A 16,251-nucleotide genomic window follows, 5' to 3' on the forward strand; every position below is an offset into this window, starting at 1 on the left:
AGGAGGGGTTGTAGCGCGCTTCCCGCACTCGCTTGGCCCAGCCAAGCTTGCGCAGCAGCTTGATGTGCTGCCAAGTGATGTCGAACTCAAACCAGCGCAGGCCGTGGCGCGCTGAATGGGGGAAGGCGTGGTGGTTGTTGTGCCAGCCCTCGCCGAAGCTCAAGATTGCCACCCACCAGCAATTGCGCGAAAGGTCGGGGGAATTGAAGTTGCGGTAGCCGCAGAAGTGGGTGGCGGAATTCACCAGCCAGGTGACGTGATAAACGATCACCAGGCGCAGGGGGATCGCCCAGAGCACCATGCCTAAGCCGCCGCCATGGACGCCGGCCAGCTCGCCATACCAATAGAGAGCGACGCCGAGCGGCAGCTGCAGCAGCAGAAACCAGCGATCCAGCCAGCGGTAGAAGGGGTCGCGCTGCAGGTCGCCGGTGAGCCGGCCCACGTGTTGCAGGGCCGGGATTTCGTGCAGCATCCAGTCGCTGTGGGCCCACCACAGGCCCCGGGCCGCGTCGTGGTGGTCGTTGGGTTGGTCGGAATACTTGTGGTGGTGGCGGTGCAGTCCCACCCATTCGATCGGGCCGCTCTGGCAGGCCAGGGCTCCCATCAGCACCAGGAGGTGCTCCAGCCACAGGGGGGCACTGAAGCTGCGGTGGGTCAGCATCCGGTGCAGCCCCAGGGTCACCCCCAGCACGGTGGTCCAATAGAGCACCGCCAGGACCACCACGGCCTGCCAGCTCCAGAAGCGCGGCAGCAGGGCAAACACCGCCCCCACGTGCATCACCAGCATGAAGCTGGTGGTGCCACCCTTGAATTTGCGCTGGCGGCCCGGCAGGGGTTGGCGCCTTTCGGATACGGCAGCGCGGATGCGCTGATCCTCAAGCGCGCTGGGTGTGGCCGCACCCAAAACTTGGGCCGAATTGGTGCTGACTACCAAGGAAATCTCCGGGTGGTGCTCGCCCGATTCACGCCTGGGCAGCGGGGGAAATCTAGCTAGGCGTCGCCCGGCAACATGGGACTCCCTGAGGGCTAGGCAGATGGTGGACGCAGCGGAGGCCTTGGCCCGTCAGGCCGCCGAGCGGGTGGCCGCTGCAGTGGCCTCAACCGCCGCTGCCGCCGCCCACCACACCAGCCAGGTGCAGCCGCGGCTGGCCCGGGTGCTCGAGGCTTTCGCCGCTGAGCGGCTCGGCACCCAGCACTTCGCTTCGGTGAGCGGCTACGGCCATGGCGATCAGGGCCGGGAGCTGCTGGATCGGGTGTTTGCCCGGGTGCTGCAGGCCGAGGCGGCGGCCGTGCGCCTGCAATTTGTCAGTGGTACCCACGCCATAGCAGCGGCGTTGTTTGGTGTGCTGCGCCCCGGCGACCGCCTGCTCGCCCTCACCGGCCGCCCCTACGACACCCTCGAAGAGGTGATTGGCATCCGCGGCAGCGGCCAGGGCTCCCTGGCGGAATTCGGCATCGCCTACGCCGAGCTGGCGCTCACCGCCGACGGCAGTGTCGATTTCGACGGCCTGGAGGACGCTATGGCTATTCCTACCCGCATGGTGCTGATCCAGCGCAGTTGCGGCTACAGCTGGCGGCCGTCCCTGTCGGTGGCCCAGATCGGCCTGCTCTGCGAGCGGGTAAAAGCGCTCCAGCCCGGCTGCGTGGTGTTTGTCGACAACTGCTACGGCGAGCTGGTGGAGGCCCAGGAGCCCACGGCGGTGGGGGCCGATCTGATTGCCGGCTCCTTGATCAAAAACCTCGGCGGCACCATCGCCCCCACCGGCGGTTACGTGGCCGGCCGGGCTGAGTTGGTGGAGCAGGCCTGCTGCCGGCTCACGGCGCCGGGCATCGGCGGCGAGGGGGGCACCAGCTTCGACCTCAACCGCCTGCTGGCCCAGGGACTTTTTCTGGCTCCCCAGATGGTGGCTGAGGCCCTGATCTGCAGCGAGCTGGTGGCGGCGGTCTTCTCGGATCTGGGCTACCCGGTTCAGCCCCTGCCCGCTGCCCCCCGCAGCGACGTAATCCAGGCGGTGCGGCTCGGCGATCCCGAGCGGCTCAAAACCGTTTGCCGCGCCTTCCAGGCCGCATCACCGGTGGGCGCCTACCTCGATCCGGTGCCGGCGCCGATGCCCGGCTACGCCAGTGCCCTGGTGATGGCGGGCGGCACCTTCATCGACGGCAGCACCAGCGAGTTTTCCGCCGATGCGCCGCTGCGGGAGCCCTACGTGCTGTTTGCCCAGGGCGGCACCCACCGCGCCCATGCCCAGATCGCCCTGGAGCGGGCTCTGGTGGCACTGGCGCAGGCAGGTCACCAGGTCTGATTACGCCGATCTCGCCGCTGGTTATCTCTCCAGGGCCGACAGAATGGCGCGTACTTGTTGCTCTGCAATGGCGCTCCCCATCCCCGGTGATTGCCGCTACGCCGACAGCCACGAATACGTGCGCCCTGAGGGCGAGAGGCTGCGGCTGGGCCTGAGTGCCTTCGCCGTCGACCAGCTCGGCGACATCGTGTTTGTGGAGCTGCCCGCAGTGGGCGCCAACCTTGTTCAGGGCGCCAGTTTTGGCAGCGTTGAATCGGTGAAGGCGGTGGAAGATCTGCTGGCGCCGGTGAGCGGTGTGGTGCTGGCCCGCAATGAGGCGGTGCTAGCTAGCCCGGAGGAGCTGCAGAACGATCCCTACGGCGAGGGTTGGCTGCTGGTGCTCCAGCCAGCTGATCCGGCCCAGCTCGCTGGACTGCTGGATGCGGCCACCTACTCCGCCAAGGTGCAAGGCGCCTGATGGGCACTGCGGACTCACCAGCCCTTTCCTTTATTGGTCGCCACATCGGTCCGAGCGCCGCTGAGCAGCAGCGGATGTTGGCGGAACTCGGAGCGTCCAGCCTCGAGGCCCTGGCCGCCCAGGTGGTGCCCGCCGATTTGCTTTTAGATCCGGCGGCCTCGGCTGCGGGTTTGCCCGAGCCCTGCAGTGAGGCCCAGGCCCTGGCTGAACTTGCCGAGATCGCTGCGGCCAACCAGCTGCAGCGCAGCTTGATCGGCCAGGGCTACTACGGCACCGCCACGCCGGCGCTGATCCAGCGCCAGGTGTTTGAAAACCCCGCCTGGTACACCGCCTATACCCCCTATCAGGCCGAAATTGCCCAGGGCCGGCTTGAGGCCCTGCTGAATTTTCAGACCCTGATCAGCGAGCTCACCGGCCTGCCGATCGCCAATGCCTCCTTATTAGATGAGGCCACCGCCGCGGCCGAAGCCATGGCCATGGCTAGCGCTGTCTGCAAGCGCACCGGTGCCGGCCGCTTTCTGGTGGATCGGGCCGTGTTCCCCCAGACCCTGGCGGTGCTGCAAACCCGGGCCGAGCCCTTGGGCATCCAGCTCGAGCTGGTGGCAGCCGAGTCGCTGGCTGGGGCCACCCTGCCAGCGGATGCTTTTGGTTTGTTGATCCAGCTGCCTGGCCGCCAGGGCCGGCTGTGGGATCCCAGCGAGCTGCTGGCTAGCGCCCGTCAGGCCGGGGTTATCACGGCTGTGGCGATCGATCCCCTGGCCCAGGTGCTGCTGGAGCCGGTGGGCTACCTCGGCGCTGATATCGCCGTCGGCAGTGCCCAGCGCCTTGGGGTGCCGCTGGGTTTTGGTGGTCCCCATGCCGCTTTTTTTGCCACGGGCGAGCAGTTCAAGCGCCAGATCCCCGGCCGCCTGGTGGGGCGCTCGCTGGATGCGGCAGGCCAGCCGGCCCTGCGCCTGGCCCTGCAGACCCGCGAACAGCACATCCGCCGCGACAAGGCCACCAGCAACATCTGCACCGCCCAGGTGCTGCTCGCAGTGATGGCTGGCTTCTATGCGGTGCACCATGGCCCTGATGGCCTGGAGGCGATCGCCCAGCGCTTGCTTAGCCTGCGCGCGGCCCTTGTGGCTGGCCTGGAGGCCCTCGCTCTGCCGGTGTTGCCGGGCCAGGGTTTTGACACGGTGTGGCTGCCCCTGCCGCCGGATCAGGCCGAGGTGCTGGTGGCCGCTGCCCTGGCGGCTGGCTTCAACCTGCACCAGGCAGAAGATGGCGTTGGCATCAGCCTTGATGAGCTGAGCAGCGCCGAGGAGCTGGAGCGGCTGCTGCGGGCGCTGGCTGGGTGCGCTGAGCCCTGGCGGGAGCTGGGCAACAGCCCGCCTGCTGGCCCGGCCATGCCCCTGCGCCAGCAACCCTGGCTGCAGCAGAGGGTCTTCCATCGCTACCGCAGTGAAACCGAGCTTTTGCGCTACATCCAGCGCCTTTCAGCTAAGGATCTATCCCTGGTGCACGGGATGATCCCGCTGGGTAGCTGCACCATGAAGCTGAATGCCGCCGCCGAGCTGGCGCCGGTGAGCTGGCCGGCCTTCAGCCAGCTGCACCCCTTCGCCCCGGCTGAGCAGGCCGCCGGATACCAGCTTCTGGCAGCCGATCTGGAGCGCTGGCTGGCGCTGATCACCGGTTTTGCCGGTGTGTCGCTGCAGCCCAATGCCGGCTCCCAGGGGGAATATGCCGGCCTGCTGGCGATCCGGGCCTGGCACCGCAGCCAAGGGGAAGCCCATCGCACCGTTTGTTTGATTCCTACCAGCGCCCACGGCACAAACCCAGCCAGCGCCGTGATGGCCGGCCTGCAGGTGGTGGCGGTGGCCTGCGATGAGGCCGGCAACATTGATCTCGCCGACCTGGAGGCCAAGGCCGCTGCCCACGCCGAGCAGCTGGCGGCGCTGATGGTCACCTATCCCTCCACCCACGGCGTGTTTGAGCCGGCTATTCGCCGTATCTGCGGGACGGTGCACGCCCGCGGCGGCCAGGTGTACCTCGATGGCGCCAACCTCAACGCCCAGGTGGGCCTGTGCAAGCCGGGTCTCTATGGCGCCGATGTCTGCCACCTCAACCTGCACAAGACCTTCTGCATTCCCCACGGCGGCGGCGGCCCCGGCGTGGGCCCGATTGCGGTGGCATCCCACCTACTGCCCTTCTTGCCGGGTGCCGCAGGGGCTGAGTGCGGAGGGGTGGGGCCCGTGGCTGCGGCACCCCTGGGCAGTGCTTCGATTCTGGCAATCAGCTGGATGTACATCCGCATGATGGGCGGCGCGGGCCTGCGCCAGGCCAGCCAGGTGGCCCTGCTGGCCGCCAACCTGCTGGCCGAGCGCCTAGAGCCCCACTTCCCCGTGCTCTACCGAGGCGCTGGCGGGCGCGTGGCCCACGAGTGCATCCTCGATCTGCGGCCGCTCAAGCGCAGCTGCGGCCTGGAGGTCGATGATCTGGCCAAGCGCCTGATGGACTACGGCTTCCATGCCCCCACGGTGAGCTGGCCAGTGGCGGGCACGGTGATGGTGGAACCCACGGAAAGCGAGTCGCTCGCTGAGCTCGATCGCGTCTGCGCGGCCATGGTGGCGATCCGCCAGGAGGCCGCGGCGCTGGAGGCCGGCAGCGCCGATCCCCTCAATAACCCCCTCAAGCGATCCCCCCACACTCTGGCTGCCGTGACTGCTGATCACTGGGATCGGCCCTATACCCGCCAGCAGGCTGCTTTTCCGGCGGGAGAGGATCAGCGCTTGGCGAAGTTTTGGCCGGCGGTGGCCCGGATCGACAACGCCTACGGCGATCGCAACCTGGTGTGCACCTGCCCGAGCATGGAGGAGCTGGCAGGGCAGGAGCTGGCAGAGCAGGAACTGGCCCAAGTGGTACCAGCTGCCACTGTTCATTAGTGCCGTCATGACGCACACTGTGCGGGCTTGACGCCTGTTAACAGGCACAATCAGCGCTTAAGCCATTCATTCTCGGGACCATGAAGGGCAGCAACGACGGAACTGGAACTGGTACAGGAACGGGCCAGGTGCTGCGGGTCGAGGGCACCAACGTGGTGCGTGTTCCTTTTGGTGTGCGTCGCTCCCGCCGTCCCCGTCCCGAGCGCCCCGATCACTGGGCCACCCTGGTGCTGCCTTTTCACATCCACCACGATCCAACGCCACCTCCCCAGGCAGCTTGAAGTCGGGTTTGGCTAAATCAAGCCACTTAAATTGCTTCGGCCAAGCGCCAATCAACTAGGGCTTTGACGTCAGCGAGGGAGCTGGCCGGTGCCCGAAATGGCAGCAGATGCATGGGACTTCGCTCGGGGCGCACCAGCCAGGTGAAATCGGCTTGGGGGATCAGCACGAACCCCCGATAACGCACCGTTGCCCGCACCCCGAGGGGATGGTTGCCAGTTGAGGCGGTTGCGGTGCTGGCCATTCCTGGTGTCAGAACTGCAGCCATTGCAGCGGGCTGGCGGCAAATTCGCGGCCGTTTACTGAATTACTTTGGGATTGCCTTTACACCCTGCAAAAAGGTCTGCACGGATCTAGACCTAGACCCTAAAACACCTTTGCTTTACTGGGTTTTTGCTCTGGGCTTTTTGGCGTAGCAATTGGTTGAGATAGTGTTCTGGGCTACAAAAATTGCAGCCCAGTTGGGGTATTAAACACTCAGAAGTTGGGGCTCCCGGTAGGGCACGAAGCTGGCCTTGCGGGCGCCGCAGATCGGGCAACGCCAGTCGTCGGGGATCGCTTCAAAGGGGGTGCCCGGAGCGATGCCGGAATCGGGGTCGCCTGCTGTGGGGTCGTAAATCATCGAGCACAGTTTGCAGATCCACTTGCCCGCTACGGGCTCATCTGCCTCTCCGGCCACCCCCTTGCCCTGCAGGGCTTCGAGGGCGATGCCGTAGCGCTCGGCGTGGTGCTGCTCGATCGGCGTCAGCAGGCCGAAGTTTTTGGCGGCGGTGCGAAAGATGCCGGCGTGCTGCTGTGATTCGTCGATCTGCTCCTGGAATTCAGCTGCGGCTTCGCCATCGCGATCGGAGCGGGCCTGGGCGGCGAACTCCGGATACATGGTCGTGTATTCGTAGGTTTCGCCCTCGATCGCCAGCTCCAGGCAGCGGCTGAGCAGGGCCTGCTTCTGCTCGCTGGAGAGGTTGGCGGGATCGTCGATGACGAGTTCGGGATGGAGCAGCCGGAAGTGGGCGAAGGCGTGCTCGGTTTCCTGGGCAGCGGTGTCGCGAAACAGCTTGGCCAGCTCGGGGTTGCCGACCTGCTTGGCCACCTCCGCGAAAAATAGGTATTTGCGATTGGCCATGCTCTCGCCGCCAAAAGCGGCTTCAAGATTGGCCTTGGTGTTGGGCTTGGCGATATCCATGGCTTGGCAGGTGTTGCGACTGACGGAGAGTTTAGCTTGCCCGAAGTCGAAACGACTATGAGTTAGCCGCCCTGGCGTGGCTCCGTGGCTCTCAGTAGTTGGCGCCGCTGCGGCGCTGGTGCACGGCCGTGGTGGCGCTGGCGTCGAGCACGCCGCCCTGGCTCACCTGGGCATACAGCAGCCAGTGGTCGCCGCATTCCATGCGCTGCTGCACCGTGGCCTCCAGCCAGGCCAGGGCCTCCGGTAGAAGCGGTTGGCCGCTGGGGCTGTGCTCCAGCTCCAGGCCGGCGAAGCGGTCGGCGCCTGGGGCAAACGGCTGCAAAAACTGCTTCATCGGACCGGTTTCACGCCCTGCGGCCAGCACGTTGAGAGCAAAGCGATCGCCGACGTGCAGCAGGGCCTCCACCGCCCGGTCTTTCGCTACGGCCACAGTGAAGCCAGGCGGCGAGAAGCTGGCCTGGCTCACCCAGCTGGCCACCATGGCGCTGCTGAGGCGGTTGCCGCCCTCCCCTTTGCTGGTGGTGAGCACGCAAAGGGAGCCCACCACCCGGCCCAGGGCCTGCACTGCCGGGTTGCTGCGGCTCTCGCTGAGTCCGCCACTGGCGCTTCGGCGCTGCGCCTTGCGCTGTTCGCTCTGCAGTTGGCGGCCAAGGGCGGTGCCGGTTTCCTCGATGGCTTTGAGGTTGGCCGCATCGGGGCTGAACTTCACCTTGATCGGTTCAAAGGCGAAGTGGAAGCCGCCATCGCGCAGCTTGCTCTCCAGCAGATCCAGGGCTTCACCGCTCCAGCCAAAGCTGCCAAAGACCCCAACCGGCTTGCTGCGGTCGCCCTCAGCTAGCACCGTGCCCAGGGCTGACACGATCGGTGTGGGGGCATGGCCGCCGAGGGTGGGAGAGCCGATCAAGATCGCATCGCAGCTGCGGATCGCCGCCAGCAGCTGCTCAGGCGGCGTGAACTCGCAGTTGATGCTCTCCACCCGCACGCCGGTGCGGGCGACCCCCTGGGCGAGGGCATCGGCGATGGCGGCCGTGTTGCCGTAGGCGCTGGCAAACAGCAGTGCCACCGATAGGCGCGCCCGCTCCTGGGTTGCGCCCCAGCGGTGGTAGTCGTTGAGGAGGCTGCGCCAGCTCTCGCTGATCGCCGGCCCGTGGCCGGGGGCAATGGTGCGGATGTCGAGGGCTTCGAGCCGCTCCACCACCGACTCCACCTGGCGCGCCATCGGTGCCATCAGGCAGTCGTAGAAGTAGCGGCGGTCTTCCTCACTGCTGCTGCGGTTGGCCTCAGCGAAGCTCTCGCTGCAGAGGTGGGCCGCGAAAAATTTGCCACTCATCAGCAGGCCGCTGGTCTCCTCGAAGGCCATCAGCGCCCCGGGCCAGCGGGGGGTGGGGGTGGGAATCAGGCGCAGCACGTGGCCATCGACGAGGTTGCGGCTGGCCTCCTGCTTCACCACATCGATCGGTGGTAACGACGGCGGGGGTGGCGGGATCGCCGCCGGGGGGGCGTCGTTGGGGCTGCCGCCCTCGGCAGGTTTAGTGGGTTTCTGCTGGCTCCAGAGCTCTTCAAGTAGGCGGGCGCCGGCGTTGGAGCTCACCAGCAGCGTTTTGGGCCAGCGGGCCGCCAGCTGGTGCAGCAGGGCCACGCGGTTGGGGTTGACATCGCCCACCACCACCTTGAGTGGGGCATCGCTGGGCACCAGGGCGGCCAGCTCCGTCAAGAAGGGCTCGGCGAACGAGGCGCCGGGGGGATGCACCAGCAGCGCCGCCGCCGTAAACAGGAAGCTGTTGGCGGTGGTGCCCCGCTCCAGGCCGTATTCCACCTCAAAGCGCAGTCGGGTGGGGCTGAGCCCCTTGAGGCAGATCAGGCCAGGCTCGAGGGCTAGCTGGATGACGCGCCGGGCGGTGTTGGGGTCGACCGAGCTGCCCATTAGAAGTAATTCCCGACCTTGTTGTCCAGGACTGCTTTTGGATGTGCCTTTGTATCTTTTTGCAATGGGAATCCCACCTTTTAAATCCCTCGCTCCGTCGGTGCTTTGTACTCATTATGAGTGGATGAGGCGGCGGCGGTCGGGCAACTAGTGTGCTGCCCCAGAGACTTGCGATCAATGTTGCCGGAGCTTCTCCAGGATTAATCGGCCGTGGAGGTGCAACTGAACGGTGCCTTGGTCTTGTTGTAGGAGGCCACGAATGGCTCGATTTTGGTGATCAGTCCTTTTACACTGGAGTAGCTGCCTCGGCGGATCGCCTGCTGGGTGATGATCCCAAACCCGCGCTCCCCCTGATTGAGCCAGGAGGCGTAGGTGGTTTAGTGCACGTGGAAGCGGCGTCGCTGTGCCAGCCAGGCCCTGACCTTGGCGTGCTTCTGCGTGCTGTCCATGGCCTGGATCTGAGTCTTCTCGTCGACGCAGAGCACCATCGGCTTGTGGGCGGATTCAGGTACAGGCCGACGATGTCGCGCACCGTTTCAACAAAGAAGGGATCGATTGAGAGCTTGTAGCCGAAGGCTTCCGCGTAGCGGTGGGATTTCTGCCGGTGGGGCTGGAGCGAGAAGGTCTGCAGCCAGCGGTGAACCGTGGACCTGGAGATCCCTGTCTTTGCAGCCAAAGTCCGAGCGCTCCAGGGAGTGCTGTCACCGGTTGGCTTGCTCTGCAGGGCCCGGGGTTGATCAACTCAGTGACCTTCTCGTCCTCGTAGGTGCGAGCCCGGCCAGGACGCAACTCGTCGTGCAGGCCCTCAATGACCAGATCGAGGTAGCGTTGCCGCCATTTACCCACCGGAACACATAAAGGCGAACTGGCCTGGCGTCAGTTGGATCATCGAAATGATCAGCACCACCGTGACCCGCAGAGGCCATCAGATGCCACGGGCCCACTACTTCCTCACGAGTATGCGGACCAAGCCAGAAGCCCTGCTACGACTGATCCGCCAGCGCTGGAGCATTGAAAATGAGTGGCATTGGCGCGGGACACGCCGCTGAACTAGGACGCACACCGCTGTTTGCGTTCCTGGGGCTACCGCTCAGCTCACGCAGTAGCGCAGCAGAAACTGAGCCGCGACATGAAAATAGTTGTAGGCAACCATAGGAGAAGTCCAGAGTTGACGCAAGCTCGGCTCCATGGTAGAAAGGGGTTTCCGGCTGTGGCTTCTATGATGGCCAGGGTCAGTCTGCTTTCTTAATCTCCTCTTAAGCGATGGCACTCTCCAAGCCGGTTCTTTCGCTGGCATCCGACACCGGGGCAGTAGGCACCGACCGACAAACCAGCCAGGGAATTATTGATGTAGGCGGACTGGCTCTTGGCAACGCAGCAGTCGATGTCAGCAAGCTGACATCTGCAAACACAACTATTAATCTTAGCCAGGAGCTTGCTCAGGAAAACGAGACCCTGACAGCTGCACCGGGCGCGCTGATTGCTTACGGAAAAAAGGGATTTTCTGGCTGGGCATTTCGCACCGTCCCAGACAGCGGCAAGCTCGGCATCAATAACAGCACTTTCGGAGACCCATTAGGGGGAGTTTATAAAGCTGCTTACCTAGCCAGCTCCTCCCTGGCGCCAGCAGGTAACAGTGTCAACAATTGGCAGTATTCACTCGACTTTGGCAATTCCTGGAGTGCGCCGATCGCGGTAGGCCTGAGCAACAAATTCCAAGTACCTGATGGCAACTACGCAGAAGGCCAAGTCAGAGTTCGTCAAACTCTCGTCACTCCACCGGTGGCCAGGGCCGGCGACAATCTGATTCAGAACGGCAGCTCCGAACAGGGCTGGACTGGTACCGGCTGGACTCCGATCCAATCCATACCCGCCTGGACCGCTGCTGACCAGTTTGAGGTCTGGGGTACAGCCATGACAAATCCTAGTGATGGAAGATATCTCCTCGAGCTTGATTACAACAGACAAGTTGATTCGATCAGTCAAGCCATCACAACCCAAAATGGAACCAGCTATCTTTTACAGTTTGATCTAAAATCAAGAGGTGGTGGAAACGAAACCGTTGAGGTCTATTGGCGAAATGCTCTTGTAGGAACAGCTTCAACCAGAAGCACTTCCTGGGAAACCTTTAGCTTCACGGTGACTGGTAGTGGCGGATCAGATCTGCTAACGCTCCGAGAGCCCGCCAACGAAAACAACACCCTTGGCGTCTTACTTGATAATTTTCGCCTCACATCAACAACATTCTCTGGAGAGGTCGTCACTCAAAGCGAAGTCGACACAACCTTTGCGGCTTTTAGTGTAGACACAGGTGCACCGACGATCAGTCTGAAAACGCCGGGCGGCGTTGATCAAGTGGTCAGTCGCAACATGGATGATCGACTCATCACAGGCAAAGCTGAGGTTGGACATACGGTCAGCCTGCTGACAAATTTTGTTCAGTCAGAAGACTTTAATTCCGGAGTGGCGCCTTCATGGCTAAAGTTTGATATCCCCAATTCTTCAATCGCCTCAATCCAGCTCGACCGCAGTAACGGAGAGCTGGATTTCTCAGCCAGAGGTGGGCGAACAAATCTTTGGGACAACCGTGATAACGCCCCATTCGCCTGGGTCACCAGGCCCTCCGTAAACCAGGACGAAACCTGGTTCATTGAAGCCAAGGTTCGGATTGATAGTCGTTCACAAGGTGAAACCATTGCTGGCATCACCTTTAGTAATCCCAGGGACGGCGGTTTTGAGTATGGCGCACCCAGCTTCTACGTTGATAGCTGGCATAAGCCAGGAACAAATGTCACATTGCAAGGTTTAGGCAATAATAATCCCTTCACAACTGCCGACAATTCAACGCTGGTGGCAGGAGAATCAGCCAGTGCTTATTTGCGGGTTGAAATCACCGAGAAAGGAGTCAGTGATGAATATCAGTTTTACTACCGCAAGAGCGCAACTGACACTTGGAGCAAGCTAGGCTCAAAATATAATTATAGCGTCGACAACTCACGAGCAGCACTGTTTTACAAAACGGGTAACGCTAAAGCAGGGCTTGCGGCGTTTGATGATCTCAAGGTTGGAAAACTTTCCGATACTTTACTTGCAAGCGATATCGCTGTCTCCAGCGATGGAGCGTTTAGCTATCAACTGACTGACGCTGAACTCAAATCGCTCGGCGAGGGCAGCGACAAGACGTTGATTGCCGTACAAACCGACCTGGCTGGCAATACTGGTCGCTCCGAGACCGCAAGGTTCGCTGTTGATACGGAGCAAATTCCAGTGCGAATTCTTTCCGTTGGCGGTGGTGATGGCAAGGTGTCATCAGAACAAGTTGAAATTGGCCAAGGTCCTCTGTTGCTGCAGCTCGACCAATATACAGGATATTGGAGTAGTGAACTGTCAAAACTGCGCAGCTATGTTGCTAGCTTCAGCCCTACATCTGTTAACAAAAAATATTCAGTTCTAACTGATATTATCGACTTTACCGACGACCAAGGTGGCTTTGCAGGTGAACTACCCTATGACAAGCGCTGGCCGGCAGCTGAAGCATTGAATGTTTGGGGAACCCAAGGAATCAACAATCAATTCTTTGTGAAGGTCAGCGGAGATTTCCACGTTGGCGAAGCCGGTAAGTACCGATTTAGAACTTACAATGATGACGGCGTTTTTCTGACCATCAACAATTCACTCATCATCAATGATCCCACGCTCCACCCCGAGCGTGTGTTTACTGGCGACATTGATTTGTCTGTGGGCAATCATCAGCTTGAGCTCTTCTTTTTCGAAAACGGAGGCGAAGCCTCACTTGAGTTCTCGGTGAGCCGGTTTGATCAAAAATCTAACAAATGGGGTGCCTATCAGCTCGTCGGTAAGGACCCAAGCTTCAAAGCTAGATCCGTCGTCGAGGTGGACAATAAAATCACTGGCACTGGCGAACCGAACCGCTTAGTAAGCATTTGGCTTGGCGAAGTGCTCCTTGGAACCACAACCGTTGATGCAGCTGGCGGCTTTATCTACGCCATGTCTCCAGCCAATCTGGCGCTATTGGCTGCTGCCTCAGCCGATGTGCGTATCCGAGCTACCCAAACCGATAGTTCGGGTAATGTCAGCCAGGCAGAACCGGTTGCGATTGAACTGTCAGAAAAAACGCCTCTTGTGAACATCCTCGGGATTGGGGGTTCTGACAAATTGGTATCCACCGCTGTATCTGATGGACTGGTTGAAATCTCTGGCGAGCCTGAGCTGACCACTAAGCTGCTGCTGGGTAACCAGGTTTTGAAAGAGATAGTCAGCGACAAGTCAGGAAAATCCGTATTCAGTCTGGAGCAGAAGGAGTTAGCGCTTATTGGTCAAGGAGCAGGCAAATCTTTGGTTGTGCAACAGGAACAGCAGTCTGGCACCAAAGGCAGCTCTAGTCCCTTCGAATTTGCAGTTGATACGGTAGCGCCCCAAGTCAGTCTCACATCAGTCGGCTCGGGTAATGGAAGGGTTTCGCGAATTAGGCCCCTCATTTCTGGTACTGGCGAGGGTAACGGCAAAGTCATTCTGAAGCTCAACGGCGAAGAAATCGGCCAGGTGACGCCAAGTGCCACTGGTCAATTCAGCTATACACTTACAGAGAACAACCTTGTCCTGATTGAGAACGAAACCTCCAGTAATAGCTCTCCTTTATTGACTGCTGTTCAAGCTGATGCTGCCGGCAATATTGGAACATCTGCTGAAATAGTTATTGCAGCCAAACTGACTCCTCCTCCGTTGAACATCACGGAGATCGGCGGTCTAGATCGCGTGATTTCCTCCCAGGTTGGCGATGGTTCTATCAAAGGCACGGGGGCAGAACCTGGGCTGTCCGTCAGCGTTCTTTATAATGGCAACTTATTGGGTGAATCCACTCCAGCAGACTCTGACGGTAAATTTAGCTACATCCTCAGTTATGCTGATCTTCAAATCATCGGCCAAGGCGGGCCACTGCAGCTGACCCTACGTCAAGAGGATGAATACGGCAACATCGCTACGGTTGTTACACCTGAATTTAGGATTGACACAGTCGCACCCATACTGGTTTCCCCACAGCGGGGAGATTTGCAGGCCCTTGGCCGTCTTGATGGGGTTGTGTCCACACAGGTTGGCGATTCAACCCTCAATGGAACAGGAGAAGCCAATCGTGATCTGTTGATTATTCATAACAACACAAATCTCGCCACTGTTCGCACCGCATCCGACGGAAAGTTCAGCTACACACTGACCACTCCAGACATCATAGCCATCGGACAAGGTACTGCGAAGCAACTTCAGCTTCAGCAAAGTGATGCAGCTGGTAATACTTCTAGCTGGTCTGTCGATTTTGATGTAGACACAATTGCACCTTCGGCACCCCAGATTTCCAATATCGCCAGCGATGCCATCGTCTCTAGCAACTCCTCAGACAACGTCATTGCCGGCACAGCAGAGCCTGGCTCGATTGTCACACTAGCAATTAGTGGTAGGCCTCTTGCTACAGTGACAGCCAGCAGCAGAGGTATCTTTAGTTATCAGCTCAGCAATGCAGACATTGCTGGGCTTGGGCAGCGGAGCTTGCAGGTTACAGCCCAAATCGAAGACAAGGCGGGTAATGTTGCAAGGTCTCAACCTTTCTCATTCCATATCGATACATTGGCGCCGGAAGCCCCAACTATTATGTTCGTTGGCGGCGACGATAATATTGTCTCCACCAAAGGTAGCCGTCCTGTTACAGCAACAGTTGACGACAGGGTGGAAGGAACAGCAGAGGCGGGAAGTTCTGTCTCCATTTTCAGGGGTACTAGTTTGTTAGGCACCACGACAGCAAACAGCACCGGGGTATTCAACTACAGATTAACCGCTACAAATCTTGCCAGTTATGGCCAAGGTACTAGCAAGTCATTGACTGCAGTTGCAACCGATGTGGCTGGCAACGCATCTAAAGTTTCTTCCGCTAAGGCTTTCAGTATTGATACCGTTGCTCCTGGATCGCCAAAAGTCAGTTCGCTCGGCGGCCAAGACGGTGTCATGACGTTGCTGCCGGGGGATAATCAAATCATTGGCATTAGCGAAGCCAACACAACCGTAGAACTACTTGTGCTGAATGGTTCCAGCTCTGTGTTTGCCGTGCCGCCCATCAAGGCTGATAGCAAGGGTGCATGGAGTTATGCCTTCACCTCCCAGCAACTAAATACGTTGGCAAATGTATTGCAAGCAGGTAGCTCCCCCACAGTGCAAGCTGTTGTAACTGATAATGCCGGTAATGCGGGTGCTTCCGTGTCGATTGCTGTTAATGTTGATATCAAAACACCAACGATCACCCTCAGCAAAGTTGGGGGGAGCGACGGCATCGTAAGCACAATCAGCGGTGACAACATTATTGCTGGTATCGCTGATGCCAACAGCACAATCAATCTGAGCAGTAACGGTAAAGCCCTCGGTACACTCAAAACCGATAGCCAAGGTCGGTTTACCTATAATTTGACCAGCCAAAACATCGCCACCCTTGGCCAGGGATTAGGCCGGCAAGTGGATGTAAGTCAAGCTAGCAGGGCCGGTAACGTTGGTAGATCCCTGGCAAGTTTCGGAATTGATACAGTTGCACCCAGCACAGTCACAATATCCAGCATAGGTGGCACCGACAAGATCGTGACAGCGCTTAGCGGCGACCATGTCGTCACTGGCAGAGCTGAATCCGGAACTCGGCTGCAAGTTGTTGCGATTTCAGGCTCTAATAGCACCACATTAGGTTCTGCAGAAGTAAGTAAAGATAACACCTTTAGTTATGCACTGACCGCGGAGAATCTTCGGCTGGTTAATCAGGGTGTCGGCAAGAGACTCATGGTCTCCAGCTACGACCTGGCCGGTAATCGCACCGATTCCATCCCTTTCACCTTTGCGGTGCAAGCTGTCTGGAAGACTGGAACAGGAGCCGCTGATGTGCTCAGCTTCGCTTCAGGTGTCGATGTGCTCACCGGCCGTGCTGGAGCAGATCGCTTCTTGCTGCCTTCTTTGGGGACGGCTCTCGTAAGCTCAGGGCAAACCCCTGCATTCGATCGCATCACCGATTTCCAGGTCGGTTTGGATCAGATCGATGCGCCAAACCCGGTTTCGGCCGGTCAAGTGAGGGACCTGGGGCAGATCTTGGCCCTCAGCACCACGCAACTCACTCAGCTGCTGAGTAGAACAGCTTT

General features: G+C 60.3%; 11 protein-coding genes. 6 read left to right on the forward strand and 5 right to left on the reverse strand.

Translation table 11 applies throughout. The annotated features are described in order from the left end of the window. A partial coding sequence (locus KBY74_RS09935) for a fatty acid desaturase (protein ID WP_254942563.1) occupies window positions 1–904 on the reverse strand: 904 nt, incomplete at its 3' end. A 130-nt stretch (window positions 905–1,034) separates the two neighbouring features. Here KBY74_RS09935 and KBY74_RS09940 point away from each other — a divergent pair. The 4 genes from KBY74_RS09940 (at window position 1,035) to KBY74_RS09955 (ending at window position 5,965) form a co-directional block, all read left to right on the forward strand. Beyond that, window positions 1,035–2,303, forward strand: coding sequence for an aminotransferase class I/II-fold pyridoxal phosphate-dependent enzyme (locus tag KBY74_RS09940; RefSeq protein ID WP_254942564.1), 1,269 nt, complete (start codon window positions 1,035–1,037; stop codon window positions 2,301–2,303). 67 nt (window positions 2,304–2,370) lie between these two features. Further along, window positions 2,371–2,760: a glycine cleavage system protein GcvH gene (gene gcvH / locus KBY74_RS09945; protein ID WP_254942565.1), complete on the forward strand. Its 390-nt coding sequence runs from the start codon at window positions 2,371–2,373 to the stop codon at window positions 2,758–2,760. Then, window positions 2,760–5,684 (forward strand): aminomethyl-transferring glycine dehydrogenase, encoded by a 2,925-nt coding sequence (gene gcvP, locus KBY74_RS09950; protein WP_254942566.1) that lies wholly within the window; start codon window positions 2,760–2,762, stop codon window positions 5,682–5,684. The genes gcvH and gcvP overlap by 1 nt, the downstream gene beginning before the upstream one ends. An 80-nt stretch (window positions 5,685–5,764) precedes the next feature. Next, complete coding sequence (locus KBY74_RS09955; protein WP_254942567.1) at window positions 5,765–5,965, forward strand: hypothetical protein; 201 nt, start codon at window positions 5,765–5,767, stop codon at window positions 5,963–5,965. Window positions 5,966–5,991: 26 nt separating this feature from the next. Here KBY74_RS09955 and KBY74_RS09960 read toward each other — a convergent pair whose 3' ends face one another. From KBY74_RS09960 to KBY74_RS13875, 4 genes are all read right to left on the reverse strand, one after another. Next, window positions 5,992–6,207, reverse strand: a complete 216-nt coding sequence (locus KBY74_RS09960; protein ID WP_254942568.1) for a hypothetical protein — start codon at window positions 6,205–6,207, stop codon at window positions 5,992–5,994. 225 nt (window positions 6,208–6,432) lie between these two features. Then, complete coding sequence (locus tag KBY74_RS13740; RefSeq protein ID WP_261360362.1) at window positions 6,433–7,146, reverse strand: rubrerythrin family protein; 714 nt, start codon at window positions 7,144–7,146, stop codon at window positions 6,433–6,435. Window positions 7,147–7,237: 91 nt separating this feature from the next. Continuing rightward, window positions 7,238–9,070, reverse strand: a complete 1,833-nt coding sequence (locus KBY74_RS09975) for a diflavin flavoprotein (protein WP_254942569.1) — start codon at window positions 9,068–9,070, stop codon at window positions 7,238–7,240. Between the two features lie 286 nt (window positions 9,071–9,356). Continuing rightward, on the reverse strand, window positions 9,357–9,746 hold the full coding sequence (locus tag KBY74_RS13875) for a hypothetical protein (protein WP_396123175.1): 390 nt from the start codon (window positions 9,744–9,746) through the stop codon (window positions 9,357–9,359). Between the two features lie 217 nt (window positions 9,747–9,963). On the opposite strand from KBY74_RS13875, the gene KBY74_RS09980 reads away from it, so the two are divergent. Both KBY74_RS09980 and KBY74_RS09985 read left to right on the forward strand, forming a co-directional pair. Beyond that, entirely contained in the window at window positions 9,964–10,119 is a 156-nt protein-coding gene (locus tag KBY74_RS09980; RefSeq protein ID WP_254942570.1) for a hypothetical protein, read from the forward strand. 214 nt (window positions 10,120–10,333) lie between these two features. Then, a partial coding sequence (locus tag KBY74_RS09985; protein ID WP_254942571.1) for an Ig-like domain-containing protein occupies window positions 10,334–16,251 on the forward strand: 5,918 nt, incomplete at its 3' end.

It is taken from the genome of Cyanobium sp. A1C-AMD, from assembly GCF_024346495.1.
GTDB classification, from domain to species: Bacteria; Cyanobacteriota; Cyanobacteriia; order PCC-6307; family Cyanobiaceae; genus Cyanobium_A; species Cyanobium_A usitatum.